Below are 20,957 nucleotides of genomic sequence, written 5' to 3'. Positions count from 1 at the left end.
GCGGTTAGGATGATTTTGGGAGGCTGATATGTCGATTTTTATGTTCAGGGTTTCACTAGGTGAGTGGCAACATACCAACCGCTTGATTAGAACGTTCTTAACTGCTGAAACTCTTAATTTTATTGCTTCTTTCTTCTGCTCTATCTGTGAAGAAGCCGAGTTGATGAGGCAGGGTGCTTAAGTTTTTTTCAGTTTACCATAATTAATTTAAAATTTGAGTTTTAATTATGTCAGCAAAGCGCATTCTGGTCATCGATGATGAAAAAAACCTCTGCAGCGTGATTCAGGCCTGTCTGGAACATTTAGGCGGCTGGATTGTACTAAGCGCGCCCGACGGCAGCCAAGGATTGCTGTTAGCTGAAAATCAACTTCCTGACGCTATTCTGCTAGATGTGATGATGCCGGATATGGACGGACTTACTCTGTTTGGTTTGCTGCAAAACAATGTGGCTACTCGGGGGATTCCGGTGATTTTCCTGACGGCTAAGGTGCAGGCGATGGATTTGAGCGAATTTGCTGATTTGGGGGTAGCGGGGGTGATTGCCAAGCCTTTCGATCCTTTGAGTTTGGCACAGCAAGTGGCGAAAATTCTGGGTTGGGAACCGTTGCTGTAAACTGGGGTAAAAGGCGATCGCAGATACCATATCAAACTCGGCATTTGAAACCGCTACTAGACAAACAAAGTCGGCCCAGCCCGACGGAAGAATCAAGGGGGCATTAAAGCCGGATGACGATCGAAAATCCGCTTTCTCGTTCTCTTGATTGTTGCGAAAGTTACGTAATTAGGTTATGAAACCCCGTTTATGCGTCCAGGAAATTCCTAGTTTTTCCGGCTATGTTCATAATTTCCTCATTTTTTTGATTTAGCTTTGAGATCGATCGGTGATTGGTTAATTTAAACTCTGATTCCCTAGAAGTTCTAGAGATGATCCCAGGGAGTCGGGGTTTTTTGTTACCCGCAAAGCCGATCGGCGATCACCGTATTTACAGGCAGAATAACTCCTCCAGAAGTTACAAACACTTGCCTCAAGAACGGTTTTTCTTAACCCGGAATCACAGATGCAGCCAAGTTTTTTGCTAAAAAACTCCGTTTCAACCTGCTAATCCAAGATTTATGCAGATTTCCCTCAGAAACCTGGTTTTTTAACCCAGGATCACAGATGCAGCCAAGTTTTTGGCTCAAAAACCAGGTTTTTGCCTAACTCTTGTAATCTCTGCTTCGGCAAAAGTATATTTATCAAAAAAAATGATGGTCTTCATAATTTCCTCATATTTTCTAGATAAAGTTTACCCCAAGCTCTGGATCAGAAGGTCGATCGCACTCTCAGCACCATTCCGCTGCTAAAGAGTGAATCTCTTGTCAGGAGAGTTCGGGAAAGTGACGGTATTTTCGATTAACGGGTGCAACAGAACAACAACCTTAATAAGTCAGGATATAGGCCCTGCATACCAAACAAACCGGATTTTTCACCGGGAAAAATGGAGTTTCTGTTCCCGACCTCTAAGTGTGGGCAGGATAACTCAATGCTACAAAAATTAATAACTGAAGATGTGATTCGTGCTCTCGAATAACACCCCAAAAATAAGTCGGTCGTTTGATCAAGAGCCCAACTCGCAATTGCCACTAACAGGCAAAGCCAAGTCTCAGTAAGTTTTTGAAAGAGTGTGGAGATTTTGTAAATGTCTGATCAGCTATCTTATAAAGGTAACAACCAGATTCTGTGCTATTACGCAAATGTTACCAACCTAGTGCAGGTGCTTCGGATTGGTAACATTCCTAATTGGTACTTTGAAAGAGTGATGTTTCCGGGACAGCGACTGATGTTTGAAGCTGCTGCAGAAGCAGTCTTAGAAATTCACACTGGTACGGTGGCAAGTGCTATTTTATCGGACAAGATTCCCTGCTACGTGCTGCGGGTTATAGAAGAGGTAAGTTCCGAGTTTGAGCTGGTGATGACCGAAAAACAATTGGTGGTATTAGCCGGTTAAAATTCATGAGAAATCAGACCAGATCGAGAACGGGCACAAAAATATTAGTTAACGAGTCTTTGGGGACAGGGAAAATGCAGAAAAATCTTGTCAATATTACCTTAGCTGTAGTAACAGAGGAAGTAGAAATTATCTTGGAGTCTTATCCGAAGCACCCCTACCAACAAGCTTTTTCGCCTTCGGGATTGCGACAGGATTTAATTGCTTATGTGCTCAGCCGAGTTCCTAATAGATATACTGCGATCGACTCCGGCGAGTCTGTGTCAAACCAAACAGTTCAGGTTCGCTTTTCTTCAGAGCAGTTGCTGCACATAGAAAATTTGATTCATACTGGCATTCGCGACGTGCTGCACAGCTATCAGAAGATAGATTACCCCCTGCCTGAAGAAGTTAAATTCGCTTCGAGGGTTGCTAGTGGGTTTTGATAGTTTTTTGTAAATGAGGGAGACGCCGAGATTCTCGGCACTCTCGGTTGGGCGAGGTGGAATTGTGTACTGACTCCATGATTCAAGACTTTTGGTAATCGCCGCAGCAGTTGCACGGGCCATTGGGATTGACAGCACAGCGCAGAATTTCCGATCGAGCATTAAAGCGACAGCTAGCATCTCCGATAACCCAGATGCCACTTACAAAAGTTCTTTCCGTCGGCGGTGTGGCCGACTGCACGTACAGGGCAATTTTTTGCAGTCGGTAGCGGCCGGATTTGAGTTGATAGCGGTGGTGGCGTTCCAATACAGCGTAGGTTTGTCCCTCTAAATCTAGATAGTTCCCCGGTTGTGGCGTCCAATCCAGCCGAATGCTACCTAAATATTGGCGGGGGTGAGAGAGAATCACCTCTACGGGTAAAGTATTTTGTTCCATGTGGCGGTGCGTTCGCGAACTGAACTAAAGGGGCAAATAGTTGACTAAACCTATATCTTCTTGATCTAGAAAAATAACTTCTTCTAGAGAGAGTAATTTAGGTTGAGGCGCTAAACTTAACTATAGAACCTTTGGCGCTCGGGGGATCGCCGACTTATCTTGGGATAGCCGAGTATCCAACAGGGATAGGAAATAAACTTCAACTCGCTTGAGCTAACTAAAGTTAAGTTCGATTAGCTTTGATAAAGCAGTACACGCTGATGCTATCGCAACTCGCAGGTTCGATCGATACGCGGTTGAGATTGCTGAACAGATTTTAACGGTTTGCAGGACTTGGGGTGCTTCGGGTGCGTTTGTACTGAGGACTTCAGTTTTCTGATTTGTATGAGGAGTTCAGTGATCACTACAAACTCAACCGAATTTTTGGCAATCAAAATTCCCAAAAATATGCCATTCCTTCCATGATTCCCCAAGCGCAAACAGAACCTGCTAAATAATGATTTTCAGTGCCGCATTCGCGATGCCATTCTAAGAGTTCTGACAGAGCATTAGCGACGATTACTCCCCGGACACCCTGGTCAAACATACTGATATCATTGCCAGAATTACCGCAAACTAATGTTGCCTCAGATGCAATTTGTAGACGCTTTTGTAAATAAGCAAGGGCATTGCCTTTATTGCTAGTTTGTGGTAAAATATCTACATTACTATTGCTGCTAAAAATGATTTGAGCTGGCAGTCCCGATTCAGTTAACTTTTGCTGCAAAGCCTGGACAGTCGAGCTATTTTCTGCTCCTGGTTCCAAACAATAACTGATTTTCCAAGGATTTTGTTCTTTTAGGGATTGGGGTTTGAGCTGGGAAAACTGCTGCGCTAAAGAGGCGATCGCCATTTTATCCCAGTCTTGAGAAAGATATTCCGCCCAATCTAAATCGAGGATTCCGTCTTGGTAAATTTCGCTACCTACACCTGCGATCAAATAGTCGGGTGATAGCAGTTGCTTTTGGGCAATTAATTCGCAAGTTGAAGCATAAGAACGCCCGGTAGCGTAAACCAAACAAATTTGCGATCGCTGTGATTGCAAGCGCTGGTTTAAAACTTGAGTTGCTTCGTCATCTCCGACTAGCGTGTTGTCTAAATCTGTAACTAATAAAAACTTCATTGGGGGAATTAGTCAGGAGTCAGTAGTCTTCAGTCATTAGTGATTGGGAATCGCTCGCTTCCTAAAATAAATTTAACTATTTATAAGAATTTGTTAAACCAAACACATTTATAAGCAAGCTTATCGTTTAAGATTGGCCAAATTTAATTTTCAACAAATGGTGTGAGTGGTATGGTGAATAATTCAACCTCCGTTAAAGCTTTTTGGCTGTCTTTCTTGATTTCTGGTGCGGCAGTGCCTTTGGGGCCGATCGCAGCAACAGCTCAAATTCAGGATACCTCAACTCCAGAAGTTGCGCTAGAAGCGAGTGCCGTCCCTACGGCTACCCCAGACGCAGCGCTGGCAGCAGGTAAGATTGAGATACCGCAGTTAGCGAGGATCACCGCAGAGGCTAACTCAGGAGTCGATCGCGCTTTACCCGACACAGATGCAGCATGGGTGAATAGCGCTTTACCCGAAACAGATGCAACAGTCGATCGCGCTTCACCCGAAACAGATATAGCAAAAGTTGATCGCGCTTTACCCCAAACAGATGCAGATTGGGTAAATAGCGCTTTACCCGAAACAGATATAGCAACAGTCGATCGCGCTTTACCCGACACAGATGCAGCAAAAGTCGATCGTGCTTTACCCGAAACAGATGCAGCAAAAGTCGATCGTGCTTTACCCGAAACAGATGCAGCTTGGGTAAATAGCGCTTTACCCGAAACAGATATAGCAACAGTTGATCGCGCTTTACCCGACACAGATGCAGCAAAAGTCGATCGCGCAACAACAACCCCAGAAATAACGGAGGCAATTGGCGAATTGCCCCCACAGAAGTTAGAAATTGCAAACTCTCCTCAGTCTCAACAAGTTGCTGAAGCCAGCAAAGTTGACGACATCAGCAGCGAGACGGGCAGCGCTGATGACCTCAGCATACAAGAAGACGCAGCACAAGTCACCTCTGTTTCCCAACTCTCCGACGTGCGGCCGACAGATTGGGCTTTTCAAGCCTTGCAATCCCTAGTAGAAAGATACGGCTGCATTGCGGGATATCCAGACGGCACATTCCGAGGCAATCGAGCCATGACTCGCTACGAATTTGCTGCCGGATTAAACGCTTGCTTGGATCAAATCACCAAACAAATTGGCGGTTCTACTGGTAATTTAGTCAAGCGAGAAGATTTACTTGCTTTGCAAAGATTGCAAGAAGAATTTGCAGCAGAATTAGCTACATTGCGCGGTAGAGTAGATGCTTTAGAAGCCCGCACTGCCGAATTGGAGGCCAACCAATTTTCCACGACAACTAAACTAAACGGATTTGCTTGGTTTAACCTGACTGGAGCTTTTGCGGGCGATCGAGTCCGAGTTGAAGCAACAAATGGAAATGCTGCTCCGCTCGATCGAGTAGCCGGACGCGATCCTGTCACCAACAGACCAATTGTGCAGAGAGTGGACGATGATCCAGAAATCACTTTCAGTCAGTTAGTTTGGTTGACTCTCACTACTTCCTTTACAGGGAAAGACGAATTGATTACACAGCTAGCTGTAGGTAACGGCAATTCCCCAGCCAACCAGTATACTTCAACGGGTTTTTTCAATACATTCGGCACTCCTTTTCTCGATCAAACTGCCGGAGCAAATCCCAATGAAGTTATCCTGCGGGAACTTTCCTATCGGTTCCCTGTTAGCAACAGCTTGCAAGTAGTAGTGGGGCCGCGGATTAATTTTTACCGCTACTTTGACAACAATAAATTTAACTTTTTCGTAGACGGTGCGAGCAGCTTTAATTCTAACAACAGCCCTTTGTTAAGCGCTACCCGACGCGGTGCCGGTGCTGTGGTTTTGTGGGATATCGGTCGCGCATTGAAACTGCGTTTTGGCTACTTGGGCGAGAGTACGGAATTTTTGCCCACTTCCGTATTTAATTCCGCTTCCAATCCGTCTCAAGGATTGTTTGATGGGACAAATACGACTACAGCAGAATTAACATTCAGTCCGAGCAATCGGACTAATTTGCGCTTTTTGTACAGCCGTTCCAACATCCAGCAAATCGGCGGCTTAATTGGATCTCCTAACAGCAAGCCGTTAAACGGTGTGGCAGATGACGGTTTTGGTGGCCGCCTGGGGAATGCGACTGCGAATACTTATAGTTTCAATTTCGATTGGTCAGTCACTGGCGGTTTTGGTCTTTTCGGCCGTTACGGCTACGCCGAAACCAATATATTTCCCAAGACTAACCGACCCGACGGCACGATCAAAAATCAATCTTATCAGTTAGGACTTGCATTTCCCGATTTGTTCAAAGAAGGAGCTTTGCTTACGGTGTCATATTTAGTACCTTTTGACTTTACTGGCGGTCGGAGATTTCTGATTTCTGGCGGGGGTAACGGTGGCACGCAGTACGAAATTGAGGCAACTTATTATTTCCCTCTGAGCGATCATGTTTCGATCGTGCCGGCATTTTATGCGATCGGCAATCCCAACAATTTCGATAACAACCCGACAATTTTTGTGGGCAATTTGCGGACGCAGTTTAGTTTTTAAGTAAGTTAGGGCTGATATCATTTCCGGTTACACTCATACATGATGTTGAATGTTGACTGTTGACGGTTGACGCCGTGAACAGTCAACCGTCAACAGTCAACATTCAACTCGAATTTACTATTCCGATGCTAACGGATTTGATATGAGTTGAACATAATTATATAGCAATCCTCAATGAGTCGTAAATTTTTTACCCCACCCCAACCCTCCCCGAACCCGCGGAGAGGAAGTAAGAAATTCACAAATGATGCGAGGATTGCTATATCCTGATTAGCCTCGTCCTGATGTCAACGAATTGGAATTTCGATGATAAATTCAGTGCCTTTACCGGGTTCCGAGTGACACTGCAATTTCCCGTTGTGTTTTTCAACGACAATTTGGTGTGAAATTGATAAACCTAAACCTGTGCCTTTACCTACGGGTTTTGTGGTAAAAAATGGGTCAAATAAACGCACGATATGATCTTCGGGAATGCCCTGACCGTTGTCTTTAATCCGAATTAAAATGCTCGTGTCATCAATCGTTTTAGTTTGAATGGTAATAGTAGGAAAGATAGGAGAATTTGCGATGTCTTTTGCTTGGTTGCAGCTTTCTTCCAAGGCGTCGATCGCATTTGCAAATACATTCATAAAAACCTGATTTAACAGTCCGGGATGACAGTTTATTTGCGGCAGTTCTCCGTATTCTTTAATCACTTTAATGCCCTGCCAGTTGGGTTTGGCTTTCAGTCGGCTGTTCAACATTAACAAGGTACTTTCTAAACCTTCATGAATGTCGGCAGTTTTGATTTTTGCTTCGTCCGCCCGCGAGAAATTTCGGAGAGTTTGAATAATTTCTACAATTCGCTCGCATCCGGTCTGCATCGAATTGAGCAATTTTGGCAGGTCTTTTGCTAGAAATTCTAAGTCTATATCTTCGGCTTGTTGCTGAATTTTTGCTGGGGGATTTGGGTACTCTTCTTGATACACCTGTACGATTTCTAATAAGTCTAGAACGTAGCCTCGAACGTGGCAGAGGTTGCCGGCGACAAAGCCAACTGGGTTGTTAATTTCGTGGGCAATTCCTGCTAGCACTTGTCCGAGGGAAGACATTTTTTCGGTTTGTACTAACTGCATTTGAGTTTGCTGTAATTCGCGCAAAGCTGTTTGCAATTCTTGGGATTTTTGCCGATCGCGCGAGGCGGCGGCGGCACGTTCTTCCTCAACTCCGATCGCCCCAGCAATAATTCCGATCAACTTGCAGTCGGCTTCTGTGGGCGCGATCGACTCAGTGTAGAGAACGCACATCGCACCCACATAATTGTCGCCCAGCCGCACTGCTTGTCCCAGATAGCTTCGCAGTTGGTAGCGGATGACAGCGGGATCGATTTTGCCGTAGATCGTGTTCTGCAAGTCGAGAATGGCAACAGCCCGATCGCTTCCTTTGCTGCATACGTCGGTGCAGATGTGGCCCTCGGCGCGATCGACCAGCGGGTAGTCCGGCGGCGCTTGCCAAGTCGCGATCGCTTGCAGCAGTCCGCCACCGACGTGGCTGTAGATGGCGCAGCTTCCGCCCAAAAGCTCGCCGGCTAAGGATGTCAGGCGCTGGATGTTGTCAGCGGCGTCGGTGCTGAATCCCAAAAAGCACTCGTTGATTTTGCTGAGGCGGTACTCTGCTTGCCTGCGCGCCGTCATGTCGCGGGAGTTGATCACAATTCCGTTCACAGCGGGGTCTGCTAGCAAGTTGATGCCCACACCTTCGAGAAAACACCAAGAACCGTCCGCGCGCCGGAACCGACCTTCTAGGGCGATCGGATCGCCTGGATTTGCGATCATTTTTTCGCCGTCGGACATCAGCGAGGGAAGGTCGTCAGGGTGGATTAAATCGAGAGCAATTTGACCGGCGAGTTCCTCTGGTTCGTAGCCCAAAACTCTTACTACAGAAGGGCTTTCGTAAACAATGCTACCGCTGGCGTCGAGAATAGTAATGATGTCGGAACTGTTGAGAATTAGCGATCGCCACTTAGCCTCATTTTGGAACAAAGCTGACTCGGCTTGTTTGCGATCGGTAATATCCTCTACCATTTGCAAAAGAAACTGTGGCGTTCCCTGACTGCTGTCGATGACAGAGGCGCTGAGGCGTCCCCACCTGATGCTGCCATCTTGGCGGAGGTAGCGCTTCTCGATTTGGTAAGCTTCGCGGGAGCCCGCGGCCAACTGTTGGCACAACTCCCGCGAAGCTTGTACGTCTTCCGGGTGCGTGCATTCGTCCAGGCCCACACCCCGCAGTTGAGCTTCCGAGCTTCCCAGCATAGCTTGAAATGCCGGATTAGTGGCGATCGCAACACCTTCGAGGGTAGCCACTACCATGCCGATCGCAGCGCGTTCAAAAATTGCCCGAAACCGCTGTTCGCTGTCTCGCAAAGCTGCATCCGCTGCCACTTCCTGGGTGATGTCCCGCCCCGCCACTGCCAAACCTTTGCGCGAACCGTCGGGGTTGAACAGCGGCACTTTCCGCACTTCAAACAAATTGCTGCCGCCTGTGGGCAAGGGGACAATTTGGCGGCTGGAGGTGAGAGTGCCTGCTTGCCAGGTGGTTTCGTCGGTTTCCTGCCAAGTTAGCAGGATGTCTCTGACTCTGGGATCGGCGGCGGCAGCGAGTTCGGCAGTAGTTTTGCCCTGGTAGTCTGCGGTTTCCCAGCCCAAAAGTTGGAGGGCGCAGTCGTTGGCAATCAGCCAGCGCCCCTCGCTGTCTGTGAGGTTGATCGCGTCGGGGACGGCGTTAATTGCGGTTTTCAACCAGTATTCTTGATTTCGCAGGGCTGCTTCGGCGCGCTTGCGATCGGCGATTTCGGCCACGGTTCCTTCGTAGTAAAGGATTTCTCCGCCTGCGTCGCGGACTTCGCGCACGTTTTCCGAGATCCAGGTAGTGCTGCCGTCTTGGCGGCGGACGCAGGACTCAAACTCTTTCAGGGAGCCGTTTTTGCTGATTTCTGCCATGAATGAAGCGCGGCGGGTGCGATCGGCGTAAATGTTTTTTGCCGAACATTTTGCGATCAATTCTGACGGGGAATCGTAGCCGTACATTCGGGCTAGTGCGGGGTTGGCGCTGAGGTAGCGCCCGTCTGGGGCGGTTTGAAATATGCCTTCGGTGGCGTTTTCAAAGATGCTGCGGTATTTTGCCTCGGCTTCTTTGAGGGCTTCTTCTGCTTGGAAGCGATCGGTGATATCAGATTGAACGCCGATGAAGTGGGTAACGAGCCCGCTGCTGTCGCGCACCGGCGAGATAGTGAGTTCGTTCCAGAAGGGGGTCCCGTCTTTGCGGTAGTTTTTCAGAACTACTTTGCAGTCGTGTTGTTCTTTCAGGGCCGCGCGGATTTGATCGACGGCAGCGCGATCGGTATCGGGGCCTTGCAGGAAGCGGCAGTTCTGCCCGATTATTTCGCTGCGATTGTAGCCTGTAATCCGCTCGAAAGCCCCGTTGCAGTAGACTATAGGCCTGTCCGGCCGGGTAGCGTCCGCGATCGCGATGCCGTTGCTGGTAGCTGCCAGGGCGCGATCGTACAGCCTCCATACTTCTTCTATTAAATTCGGTGTGCCGCCAGTACGAGTCGGCGATAGCGTTTCAGAAGGAATGCTTATATCTATCTGCATGAGTTTCTATAAATTGAGTTTATTGTAGATACCGACTGCCAGCACACCCTAGATTTTAACAGAATTGACTGTTTTCCGAAGGCAGAAGTTAAAAGGCTATCCTGCAGAATTTTGGCGGTCAATCCTACCTATAAAAAATCTGGCTTCCCTCGTTTTTTTCCTATTTGCTTCTGCCTTGTGCCTTCTACCTTCAAAGGAATCATAATTGTTAATTTATAATAGCTGTTCCAGGGATCACTCTATCTTTGGTATGGTTTGCTTGGCAGAGTTTGGGCGGATTACAAGTTCGGAAATTTATTTTTTCAATTAAATAAAAACTTACTCATCCGGCTGTAGTAAAAAAAATTAATTAAATACTTTATAGTTAAATTATTCAGACTCTTCTCTCAAAAAAACCGAGGAAAAATTAATTTTGAACGAACCCAGCAACTTGTGAAATATCGTCGATCGCGAAAGTTGGTTCTAGGGCGAGACACTGAGCGCGATCGCCATATCCGTAAGCCGCCCAACAAACATCTATCCCAGCATTTTTAGCAAACAGCAAATCAATCGCTGTATCGCCAACCATTAAAATTTGACTGTTATCCAACTCCGGGAACAGCGGTTTAATAATCGAGTGAAAAACAGTCGGATTGGGTTTCGGAATTATTTGTCCGTTATCACCTAATATCAAATCAAAAAAACTGTAAATTCTCAAACTCTTTAGTAATACATTAACAAAAGTAACCTGTTTGTTGCTGAAAACTCCCAGGCTCAATCCAGACTGACGCGCCAACTGCAAGACTTGCTTTGTCCCGGTAAATAACTCTACCTGCTTTTCACCTTCCGTCCGATAATAAGAGCGGTAAGTTTCAACCCATTCAGGAATTGCGCTTTCTTCGATCGCCGGATGGAGGATTTTAAAAGAATTTGGTAAATTGATGCCGATCGTACCTATAATAGTATCAGCAGCGGGCGGGGTAATATTGAAAGTTTCAAAAGTTTTGGTAAAGCAAAATACAATAGCTTGGTGAGTAATTGCCAAAGTGCCGTCGAAGTCAAAAATAATTAACTTGTACTGACTCATATTCTTTAAAATTTTCTATAGAGCAATCTGAGGTTAGCCACGAAATAATAGCATGATTAATCTCTCATTCACCAATTATAAGTATAATTTTTCAACATTCAAGAGGTCAACATGAGTGTCACCGAAAAACCCGAAGCTCTAGCCACAGATTTCCCAGACCACACTCAATTACCAGACTCCGACGGTACTTTTGTGAACAACTTTCAAGAACATCCTCAAAGCATCCTGTTAACAACATCAATCCGACCGATTTGAGACCAAATTCATCCCGACGGACAATACTGCATCGGTCAAGATTCCGGTATTTACTGGCGAGTGGCCCGGCCCCCGGAACCGCCCGAAAGAGGAGCCGAAGCACCTGATTGGTTTTACGTGCTCGACGTGCCGCCAACTCTCGACGGAAATATGCGGCGTTCCTATGTGATGTGGAAAGAATTAATGCCGCCGTTAATCATACTATAATTTGTCTCTGGAGATGGCCGCGAAGAAAGAGATCAAACTCCCAAACAAGGCAAATTTTGGATTTACAAGCGGATTATTAGACCTGTTTTTTACGGAATTTATGAAGTCAAAAAAGCCCAAATAGAATGCTATCATTTGGTGGAAGATAGATTTTAGTTAATGTCAGAAAATCAGCGCGGACATTACCAAATCGAGCCAATGGGATTGGAATTAGGCATTTGGCAAGGAAGTTATCAGGGCGTAGAACGGCCTTGGATGCGCTGGTGGGATGCTGAGGGGAATTTGCTGCTGGCTGCCGATGAAAGAGCCGAACAAGCGGAATTGGCAGTCGAACAAGCGCAGTCAGAAGCAGAACAAGAACGGCAAAAGCGAATAGAAGCCGAGCAGCGAATTCAAGCTTTAGAAGCGCGTTTGCAAGAGCTAGAATGAGGCTACAATCCGAATCAAGAGGGCGGGTTTATTAAAATATTGGTGTGAGAGAATTAAATGGCTGGTAAAACCCGCCCCTACCACATATTTTTTGTCGTTTACGCAGATATTTTTTTCTTTTCTCCGGTTTGTCGTATGGGAATTTTAAAAATTACCACTTCTAATCCAGAAGCTGCTTGTATTATTTGATAAGTATTTTGTAGCTTTGTGTAAGTCCTATGGCACTAATTGTTCAGAAATATGGCGGAACCTCGGTTGGCACAGTCGATCGCATTTTGGAAGTAGCCAGACGAGTAGTAAAAACAGCACAGCTCGGCAACTCTCTCGTTGTCGTACTTTCAGCGATGGGCAAAACCACCGACGGTTTAGTTAAACTCGCCAAGGAAATTTCCCCAAATCCCAACAAGCGGGAAATGGATATGTTGCTTTCCACTGGGGAACAAGTCTCGATCGCACTTTTGAGCATGGCATTGCAGGAAATGGGACAGCCCGCAATTTCCCTCACCGGCGCCCAAGTCGGCATTGTCACCGAAGCCGCCCACACCCGCGCCCGGATTTTGCGAATTGACCCGAATCGGCTGGAGAGTCAGTTAAAAAGCGGTAAAGTCGTTGTGGTTGCGGGTTTCCAAGGTATCGCCGATGCCGGAGAATTGGAAATTACCACCTTGGGCCGTGGCGGTTCCGACACAACCGCAGTAGCCCTCGCAGCAGCGCTGCGGGCCGACAGGTGCGAAATTTATACCGACGTTCCCGGAATTCTGACTACAGATCCGCGCTTGGTTGCCGACGCCCAATTAATGGACGAAATCACTTGCGACGAAATGCTGGAATTGGCGAGTTTGGGCGCAAAAGTCCTGCACCCGCGCGCGGTAGAAATTGCCAAGAATTACGGCGTGCCGCTGGTAGTGCTTTCTAGCTGGAGTGACGCCCCCGGTACGCGGGTAGTGTCCCCACCCCCGCAACCCCGTCCTTTGGAGGGTTTGGAGCTCGCAAAAGCGGTAGATGCGGTGGAATTTGACTTAGATCAGGCGGGGGTGTCGCTGCTGCGTTTGCCCGATCGCCCCGGAGTAGCAGCGCGGTTGTTTGGTGCGATCGCGCAACAAAACCTCGATGTAGACTTAATTATCCAGTCAATTCATGAAGGAAATACTAACGATATTGCCTTCACAGTGACGCGAAAATCTCTGCAACAAGCTACTGCGGTTGCAGATGCTATTATCCCCACCCTCGGCAAGAATTCTCGCCCAGAATTGGGAGAACCGGAAGTGAAAGCAGAAGAGCGGCCAATAGCTAAAGTTAGCATTGCGGGTGCGGGAATGATCGGTCGTCCGAGGGTAGCGGCGCAGATGTTTAAGACTTTAGCGGATGCGGGAATTAACATTCAAATGATTTCTACATCCGAGGTGAAAGTTAGTTGTGCCATCGATGCCGAAGATTGCGATCGGGCAGTTGCCGAACTCTGCAAAACATTTGATGTTGCCAACTCCCCTATTGGGCTGCATTCATCATCCCACAAACCGCCCGCAGTCCGCGCCGTTGCGTTGGATCTCAATCAAGCGCGTCTAGCAATTCGCCAATTGCCCGATCGACCCGGAGTAGCAGCAAAATTGTTCGGACTTTTAGCCGAGGAAAATATCAGCGTAGATACAATCATTCAGTCGCAGCGCTGTCACAATATCGACGGCATATTAACTCGCGACATTGCATTTACCGTAGCACAAATTGACGCCGAAGCTGCTAAAAACGCCCTCGAAAAAGCCGCCCCCGAATTTGGATGGGGCGAAGTAGCAGTCGATACACAAATCGCCAAAGTTAGCGTTGTCGGTTCCGGGATGGTAGCGCATCCAGGAGTAGCGGCAAAGATGTTTGAAGCGCTTTCCCGCCAGCAAATCAACATTCAAATGATTGCAACTTCTGAGATTAAAATTAGCTGCGTTGTGGATGAGGAACAAGGTGTAACTGCTTTGAAAGCAATTCACGCAGCCTTTGAGCTTGCCGGCACAGAAAAAATCCAAGTTCCCGCCTAATCAAGTAGGGAAACGGCACTGCCGTGTCCTTACAAAAATCGAGGACACGGCAATGCCGTTTCCCTACAATTAAGTGAGGTAGGGAAACGGCATTGCCGTGTCCTAACTTTGGGTAACTTTAGTCATTCTCTTCAGCTTCTTGTGAAATTAAAGTCATTGCTTGATTAATAAGTGCCTCTTGATTCACTAACTGCGACAATTCTCTTGGTTCATAACGCCCTTCTTCCACTTCTAGGGAAGCTTTATTAATAGCTTGTCGATACGCCATTTCTAAAACAATGAGTAACTCTTCTATAGGTAAGTAAAATCCCGCGCCTCTCGGTCGCTTATTTTCCTCCTGAATTTCTAGAACCGAGTTCCGAATCGAGATATCCCAAGAGCGAGTTGTGCGATTTTCAGCTTGCTGTTTAATCAGATGCAATAGTAAAATCACTGCATAGCTGCGAATAGTTTTAATGATGTCTTTTTTGCTCATTTCTTCTAGTTCTTCAACTATAGCTAATGACCCAGGTATATCCCCTTTTAACAGTAAGCTTTTTAAGGTGAGTAATTCTTCCATGACGACTATATCTATCTTGGGTGACTTATATTATAGCTCAAAGCTAGCGCTTGGTTAATGCTAAAATTGTTTAATAACAAAATTAATCTCAAGTAATAGTGTTAACTAGAGTCCCAACTGATTGCAGAAGTCGGGAGTCGCGACATCTTTGTAGTTCCTTATTTTCATCATCCAACAAATTTTGACTTAAGATTTCTTTCGCAATTGCTTCCACAACCGGTACACAAACCGAATTCCCAATTTGCTTGTAACTTTCCCCCGCAGTCGGATAACTCTTAAACTCTTCAGGAAAACCCATAAGACGGTAACATTCCTTCAGCGTCAACTTTCTCACGATATCTTGCTCAGGAATGTAGATAAAAAACCTGCCCGACGTTTCTTGCGAAGGAATTGTGGGATGCACTCCATCTACCGAATAAATGCGATTAGGCTGTCTGTGAACTCTCGATAAATGTTCTGTATTTGGCCTCACGCCAGTTTTCCAAGTACCTTTATTTCTGTAACCTACAAACAAAAGTCCCGAATCTTGCTTTCTCGGAGACTCAATTAAAGTATACTCTGATTTGTCCAATATTTCAAAATCTCCTGTCTTGTCTAGAAATTCCCTGAGTTTTGGAGTCACCTGGGTTTTAAGCCGAGAAAAATTGAAGGGTTTACCTTTAGTTGCAATAATAAATATTCTTTCACGATGTTGAGGAATTCCAAAGTCTTTAGCATTCAGCATTTTGTAATTCACGCTGTATCCCAAATCTTCAAGACTGGCAATAATTACTTTTAAGGTATTTCCCTTGTCGTGATGGATTAAGTGCTTGACATTTTCGAGAACGATAACTTTAGGCTGCTTGATTTTGATAATTTTACAAATATCAAAAAACAGCGTGCCTCTAGTATCTTCAAAACCGAGCTTTTTGCCGCAGATGCTAAAAGGTTGGCACGGAAAACCGGCGACTAAAATATCAAAGTCTTCTAACTCGACGGGATTAATTTTACTGAGATCTTCAAAAGGAACGTCACCGAAATTATCCGTGTAAACTTGTCGGCATTGGCTGTTAATCTCGCAGGAAAAAACACATTTAAAGCCAATTTTTTCAAACCCTTGTCTGAAACCTCCTATTCCCGAAAACAAATCTATAAATCTCATCTATAACTTAATCCCAAATATTCCTCAACCCATGATAACATATTTTCTTTATCTCTCTTCTTTCACTCTGCGTTCTCTGCGTTCTCTGCGGTTCATTCTCTCAATTTCAACAAGTCTTGCTACAGTCCTCAATCTTATACCAATCATTAAAAGTCGCAGAAGCCCGGGTCGGACTTAGCCTGGGCCGTCTCCCCACAGATATCGGATAGAATGTCGATCGCCCGAAACTTCCCCCCGCATTCAACCAACCAATGTCCCAAACTTGTCCCGCAGCCGACTAAACTAGAAATAGCAAAAAAAATATAGCTATTGTTTACTTCCTTTCACAAACCATGAGTCAAACCTTGGAAAACCTCACCGCTATCGATGACAACCTATCCAAACGCCACCTCGACCTCGATCCAGGCGGCTACTTCATCATCTATCTCGATCGCGAAACCAGCTTAATTTGTGCCAAACATTTCACCAACATCATCGACGATCGAGGCCTCGCCGTCGATCCCGAAACTGGTAAACCCATCCCCGCCCGTGGCAAAGTAGAACGCACCCAATCCACACTTTTTACCGGGCGAACCGCCAAAGAACTTTGCGTCAAAATCCTAGAAGAAACCCGCCCCTGTCCTGTGACAATGTTAGATCACGCGGCTTATCTGGGACGGGAATTTGTACGGGCAGAAATTGCATTGTTGAGCGATCGAGAATACGTTCAAGATTAATCCAGCCCTGCCAGAATTTCTTGACAAAACGGCAACCGATCGGATTTATCAGCACCCGATCACGAAAAACCTTGATACCAGAAATAAGTCACCATCGGAATCACTGTCGCCAACACCAACAGCACAACCACAACAACTGTGGCATTGCCTTGATCTGTTTCTTCAGCTTTTTTAAACGTGCCTTCAACTTGAATGTTGTCAACAACTTCAGGAGGACCCGGATCAGGTTCGCCCGACAAAACAGTTGCAATGCGCGTACTTGCAGCCGTAAATGCCTCGTTGTATTTATTGGCTTCCCGCAGCGGCACTTGCACGGTTTCCCCAGCCACACTCTGGGCAATTTCATCGGTTAGCAGGGATTTCACCCCTTCGCCGGTACGAATTGCCGCGCTGTTGGTAACAGTGTCGAGAACGAGTAAAATTTGATTAGTCTGGTCTTCTTTTGCGGGAAACCACTGTTCAAACAGTTGGTCGGTGAAAGTGGCAGCCGTTTCGCCGTAGTCTAAGCGGTGGATGGTGACAAACCTGACTTGTTTCCCTGTTTTGTTTTCCAGGTTGTCGAGCACGCTGCTGATATTGCTTTCGCTGCTGCGGCTGAGCACGTCGCCTTTGTCGAACACCCAAGTTCGATCGCCCGCCGACAACACCGGTATTTCGTAAACGCCAGTCGCCAATGCTGGCAATACCGCCATCTGGGATGCGATTAGGACGATCGCGATCGCCGCGGCCAAAGGTTGGAGATATTTTCTCCAATTAAATAATTGCTTCAGGAGTCTAGTCATGAGGTTAACCGTAAAACTGACTTTTTTCCAAAAATACTATAGAAACCCCCGTAAAATTCATTTTATGCAGGGCAATATTTACAATTAGCTAGCCAGTGGAACTCCCCGCCCGATTATTTTAGGATTCTAACTATGGAACCAGCAGACACTTATAAAGGTTGGATTATTCAATCCCAGAAAGTCTTCTACGTCGAGGTTTGGGATAGCCACGGCAACCGCCACGTCGCCGTCCAAAATGCCAAGACTGAGGAGGAAGCTTTGGAATTGGCCAAAAAGTGGATAGACAAATATGAGTCAAAACCCGGAAGAATGCCGATCGACGTACCCCATCCTTTCGGAGACATGATCGATATGCCATTTTAAGTCAGTTGACTGTTGACTGTTGACTGTTCACAGTTAACATTACAGCTTGTAGGGTACTCTGCTAGAGACAAAACCTCTTCTAATCGAGAAATTATTGGAACTGACGCAGCCAAAGACTATGCCAGTTGCGTCCCGGACTGCATTTGTCATGAGATAAAATTACGAAATTCCTCGCAATTTCCGCGTATTTTCTACCAAACTCCGAGCAAATTCGTCGAACCTTTCAGACAGTTTTTCATCCAACAATTTACCATCCGCACTAAAAGCTTTCCAAGCTTGTCCGATCGCAATTTGTTCGGGAATTACCCAAGCGTGCACCCATCTCAAAATTACGCGCAAATCGTTGAGTGCGTTGTTGTTAACTTGCCCTCCCAAAACGCTAATCCCACCCGCAACTTTCCCGTCCAAATGCTCAAAACTCATCAAATCCAGGGCATTCTTGAGAGCACCGCTGATGCTACCGTGATACTCCGGCGTTGCCAAAATCAAGGCGTCGGCTTGCTTAACCGCATTCTGCAGCTTTTCCACATCCGGGTAATCGAGATAATCATTCTCACCGTTGCAGAATGGCAGATTGAGCGATCGCAAATCCAATATTTCAACTTCCGCGCCCAGGGCCTGCGCCCGTTCTGCTGCCACCTTCAACGCTAACTGGCTGTAGGAGCCAGCCCGCAAACTTCCACCAATGCCGACAATTTTTACCATAAAACTTAAAAACAATAACTGCTTGACTAAAACGTACTCATTACGAGTATGATTAACATAGCAAGTTCGATCGGCAACTGTCAATCGATTTTAGATTTTAGATTTTAGATTTTAGATTTACGGAGGGGGCCCAGAAACCGGGTTTTTTGAGCAAAATACTTCGTTGCAGCCCGCAGATTAGGTAAAAAACCCGGTTTCTTGAGGAGCAGTGGATTCAAAACCCCCCTCTTGAGGCAGGGCGGTTTCATTCTCAGGGAAATCATCGCTTTGTAGGGGTAGTGCCCCCGTGCCTACCCCCTCCACGGACGATGAAATCGATGTTTCAAATATCGGGGCTCTTCACGAGGGTTTGCCCCTAGGGAGAATGAAACAGCCCTGCCCTCTTGAGGGGCATCTTAAGATGCCCGCGAGAGATAAACCCATCCAACACCCGCCATCTTGTTAAAATAAATGAACGTAGCAAACCACAAGCGGTCAATCTTGGCAGTCTTCAACCTTGGGCAAAGCAATATGAAAAATTCTTGGAAACACGCATGGCTGGGGCATCTAGCTGTAAACAAAGACAAGTCGAGCCAGAATCCTAAAAAATCAATTCCAGGACGGAATCTTTGGCGCATCCTGGGCAGTTTGGTGATTTCTCAAGGAATATTGCTCTCGACCCCGGTGTTTGCCGACAGCGCGCCAAACACCATGAGTTACAGCCAACTGATCGACAACATAGAAAAAGGGCAAGTCAGTAAAATCGAAGTAGACGAAACTCAAAAAACTGCCAAGGTTAGGCTAAAAAATCAAAAAAGCGATCAAACCCAATCAGTTAGTCTGTTCGACTACAACAACCGAGAACTGTACTCGCAAATCCGCGCCAAAAAGATTGACTTTGAAGTCAAACAAACAGCCGACAACGCCGCCGCAGTCAGTTTAGTAGTAAACTTGCTAGTGATTTTTGCAGTGTTGGCAGTATTGATGGCAATCCTGCGCCGATCGACCCAATCTCAAGGAAATGCCATGAACTTCGGCAAATCCAGAGCTCGTTTCCAAATGGAAGCCAAAACCGGCGTGATGTTCGACGACGTAGCAGGCATCGAAGAAGCTAAAGAAGAACTGCAAGAAGTCGTAACCTTCCTCAAAAAACCCGAACGCTTCAACGCCATCGGCGCCAAAATTCCCAGAGGAGTTCTGTTAATCGGGCCTCCAGGAACCGGCAAAACAATGCTGGCAAAAGCCATCGCAGGGGAAGCAGCCGTCCCCTTCTTCAGCATCTCCGGTTCCGAATTTGTCGAAATGTTTGTCGGAGTTGGCGCCTCCCGCGTCCGCGACTTGTTCCGCAAAGCTAAAGAAAATTCGCCCTGCATCGTCTTCATCGACGAAATAGACGCCGTAGGAAGGCAGCGCGGCGCTGGTATTGGCGGTGGCAACGACGAACGCGAACAAACTCTCAACCAGTTGCTGACAGAAATGGACGGCTTTGAGGGTAACAGTGGCGTGATTGTGATTGCAGCTACTAACCGCCCCGACGTGCTCGATACCGCCCTGCTGCGGCCCGGCAGGTTCGATCGCCAAGTAACGGTAGATTTGCCCAGTTACAAAGGGCGTTTGGGGATTTTGCAAGTTCACGCGCGCAACAAAAAACTCGACCCAGAAGTTGCCCTAGACACGATCGCCCGCCGCACTCCCGGCTTTTCCGGCGCCGACTTGGCAAACTTGCTCAACGAAGCAGCTATTCTCACAGCGAGGCGTCGCAAAGACACGATTAGTAACTTAGAAGTTCACGACGCGATCGACCGGATCACGATCGGGCTTACGCTCAACCCGCTGCTGGATAGCAAGAAAAAGTGGATGACAGCATACCACGAAGTCGGACACGCCCTAGTCGCGACCATGCTCAAAAATGCCGACCCGGTGGAAAAAGTAACGATTATTCCTCGTTCCGGCGGCATCGAAGGCTTTACTAGCTTTGTGCTTGACGACGAAATGCTCGACAGCGAAGGTTTGAGGAGTCGGGCTTTGCTGTTAAACCGAATTAAAGTAGCTTTGGGGGGACGGGCGGCGGAGGCCGAAATTTATGGCGATGCTGAAATCGACACCGGTGCCGGTAGTGATCTCAGAAAAGTTAGCAGTCTCGCGAGGGAGATGGTAACGCTTTATGGAATGTCGGATTTGGGCCCTGTGGCTTTTGAAAGTCCGAACAATGAGGTGTTTTTGGGCCAAAACTGGAATTCGCGATCGGAGTATTCCGAAGACATGGCAATCAAGATCGATCGGCAAGTCCGAGAAATTGCCTTTGAGTGCTACGAAGAAGCTCGCCGAATTATCCGCGAAAACCGCGCTTTGGTAGACAAACTTGTCGAAGCGCTGTTGGATGAAGAAACCATCGACGGCGACGAATTCCGCCAAATTGTCCAGCGGTACACCGAGGTAAACAAAAAAGAGTTGGCACCAACGTAAAGAGTCAGTTGGCAGTTGGCAGTTGGCAGTTGGCAGTTGGCAGTTGGCAGTTGGCAGTTGGCAGTGGTCAGTGGTCAGTGGTCAGTGGT

17 protein-coding genes and 1 pseudogene are annotated in these 20,957 nt (G+C 46.8%); 10 read left to right on the top strand and 8 right to left on the bottom strand.

Features of this window, described 5'->3' with window-relative positions:
• Positions 1-227: 227 nt before the first annotated feature.
• The 3 genes from QUA90_RS13940 (at position 228) to QUA90_RS13930 (ending at position 2,414) form a co-directional block, all read left to right on the top strand.
• Positions 228-614 (top strand): response regulator, encoded by a 387-nt coding sequence (locus QUA90_RS13940; protein WP_333446060.1) that lies wholly within the window; start codon positions 228-230, stop codon positions 612-614.
• A gap of 1,066 nt (positions 615-1,680) precedes the next feature.
• Positions 1,681-1,989, top strand: coding sequence for a DUF1830 domain-containing protein (locus tag QUA90_RS13935; protein WP_333323441.1), 309 nt, complete (start codon positions 1,681-1,683; stop codon positions 1,987-1,989).
• Positions 1,990-2,063: 74 nt separating this feature from the next.
• Positions 2,064-2,414 carry a late competence development ComFB family protein gene (locus QUA90_RS13930; RefSeq protein WP_333446058.1) on the top strand — a complete coding sequence of 117 codons (351 nt, stop codon included), beginning with the start codon at positions 2,064-2,066 and terminating at the stop codon, positions 2,412-2,414.
• Between the two features lie 82 nt (positions 2,415-2,496).
• On the opposite strand, the gene QUA90_RS13925 is transcribed toward QUA90_RS13930, so the two are convergent.
• Positions 2,497-2,850 carry a DUF6464 family protein gene (locus QUA90_RS13925; RefSeq protein WP_333323437.1) on the bottom strand — a complete coding sequence of 118 codons (354 nt, stop codon included), beginning with the start codon at positions 2,848-2,850 and terminating at the stop codon, positions 2,497-2,499.
• 430 nt (positions 2,851-3,280) lie between these two features.
• Positions 3,281-4,012 carry a sucrose-phosphate phosphatase gene (locus tag QUA90_RS13920; RefSeq protein ID WP_333446056.1) on the bottom strand — a complete coding sequence of 244 codons (732 nt, stop codon included), beginning with the start codon at positions 4,010-4,012 and terminating at the stop codon, positions 3,281-3,283.
• A 171-nt stretch (positions 4,013-4,183) separates the two neighbouring features.
• Here QUA90_RS13920 and QUA90_RS13915 point away from each other — a divergent pair, with 171 nt between their 5' ends.
• A complete protein-coding gene (locus QUA90_RS13915; RefSeq protein ID WP_333323434.1) occupies positions 4,184-6,541 on the top strand; it encodes an iron uptake porin in 2,358 nt (785 codons plus the stop codon).
• 287 nt (positions 6,542-6,828) lie between these two features.
• Here QUA90_RS13915 and QUA90_RS13910 read toward each other — a convergent pair whose 3' ends face one another.
• Positions 6,829-10,173, bottom strand: a complete 3,345-nt coding sequence (locus tag QUA90_RS13910; protein WP_333323432.1) for a PAS domain S-box protein — start codon at positions 10,171-10,173, stop codon at positions 6,829-6,831.
• A 406-nt stretch (positions 10,174-10,579) separates the two neighbouring features.
• A complete protein-coding gene (locus tag QUA90_RS13905; RefSeq protein WP_333446054.1) occupies positions 10,580-11,239 on the bottom strand; it encodes an HAD family hydrolase in 660 nt (219 codons plus the stop codon).
• A gap of 111 nt (positions 11,240-11,350) precedes the next feature.
• Between QUA90_RS13905 and QUA90_RS13900 the strand changes: the two are divergent.
• From QUA90_RS13900 to QUA90_RS13890, 3 genes and pseudogenes are all read left to right on the top strand, one after another.
• Positions 11,351-12,130: pseudogene (locus QUA90_RS13900) on the top strand (Uma2 family endonuclease).
• Positions 12,131-12,187: 57 nt separating this feature from the next.
• Positions 12,188-12,319, top strand: a complete 132-nt coding sequence (locus tag QUA90_RS13895; protein ID WP_333323428.1) for a hypothetical protein — start codon at positions 12,188-12,190, stop codon at positions 12,317-12,319.
• A gap of 29 nt (positions 12,320-12,348) precedes the next feature.
• Positions 12,349-14,157, top strand: a complete 1,809-nt coding sequence (locus tag QUA90_RS13890) for an aspartate kinase (RefSeq protein ID WP_333446052.1) — start codon at positions 12,349-12,351, stop codon at positions 14,155-14,157.
• Positions 14,158-14,275: 118 nt separating this feature from the next.
• Here QUA90_RS13890 and QUA90_RS13885 read toward each other — a convergent pair whose 3' ends face one another.
• Positions 14,276-14,716 carry a DUF29 family protein gene (locus QUA90_RS13885; protein WP_333323424.1) on the bottom strand — a complete coding sequence of 147 codons (441 nt, stop codon included), beginning with the start codon at positions 14,714-14,716 and terminating at the stop codon, positions 14,276-14,278.
• A gap of 88 nt (positions 14,717-14,804) precedes the next feature.
• Positions 14,805-15,857, bottom strand: a complete 1,053-nt coding sequence (gene dcm, locus QUA90_RS13880; RefSeq protein ID WP_333446050.1) for a DNA (cytosine-5-)-methyltransferase — start codon at positions 15,855-15,857, stop codon at positions 14,805-14,807.
• Between the two features lie 332 nt (positions 15,858-16,189).
• On the opposite strand from dcm, the gene QUA90_RS13875 reads away from it, so the two are divergent.
• Positions 16,190-16,573 (top strand): DUF4346 domain-containing protein, encoded by a 384-nt coding sequence (locus QUA90_RS13875; protein ID WP_333323420.1) that lies wholly within the window; start codon positions 16,190-16,192, stop codon positions 16,571-16,573.
• Positions 16,574-16,632: 59 nt separating this feature from the next.
• Here the strand turns inward: QUA90_RS13875 and psb32 are convergent, their stop codons facing one another.
• A complete protein-coding gene (gene psb32 / locus QUA90_RS13870) occupies positions 16,633-17,355 on the bottom strand; it encodes a photosystem II repair protein Psb32 (RefSeq protein WP_333083628.1) in 723 nt (240 codons plus the stop codon).
• Between the two features lie 132 nt (positions 17,356-17,487).
• Here psb32 and QUA90_RS13865 point away from each other — a divergent pair, with 132 nt between their 5' ends.
• Positions 17,488-17,718: a hypothetical protein gene (locus QUA90_RS13865; RefSeq protein ID WP_333083630.1), complete on the top strand. Its 231-nt coding sequence runs from the start codon at positions 17,488-17,490 to the stop codon at positions 17,716-17,718.
• Between the two features lie 159 nt (positions 17,719-17,877).
• On the opposite strand, the gene QUA90_RS13860 is transcribed toward QUA90_RS13865, so the two are convergent.
• On the bottom strand, positions 17,878-18,423 hold the full coding sequence (locus QUA90_RS13860) for an NADPH-dependent FMN reductase (RefSeq protein ID WP_333323481.1): 546 nt from the start codon (positions 18,421-18,423) through the stop codon (positions 17,878-17,880).
• A gap of 510 nt (positions 18,424-18,933) precedes the next feature.
• Between QUA90_RS13860 and ftsH the strand changes: the two genes are divergently transcribed.
• Positions 18,934-20,868 (top strand): ATP-dependent zinc metalloprotease FtsH, encoded by a 1,935-nt coding sequence (gene ftsH, locus QUA90_RS13855; protein WP_333083632.1) that lies wholly within the window; start codon positions 18,934-18,936, stop codon positions 20,866-20,868.
• The last annotated feature ends 89 nt before the right edge of the window (positions 20,869-20,957 follow it).

It is taken from the genome of Microcoleus sp. D3_18_C4 (assembly GCF_036702355.1).
GTDB lineage: Bacteria > Cyanobacteriota > Cyanobacteriia > Cyanobacteriales > Microcoleaceae > Microcoleus.
This window is presented reverse-complemented; position numbering and strand designations above follow the sequence as displayed.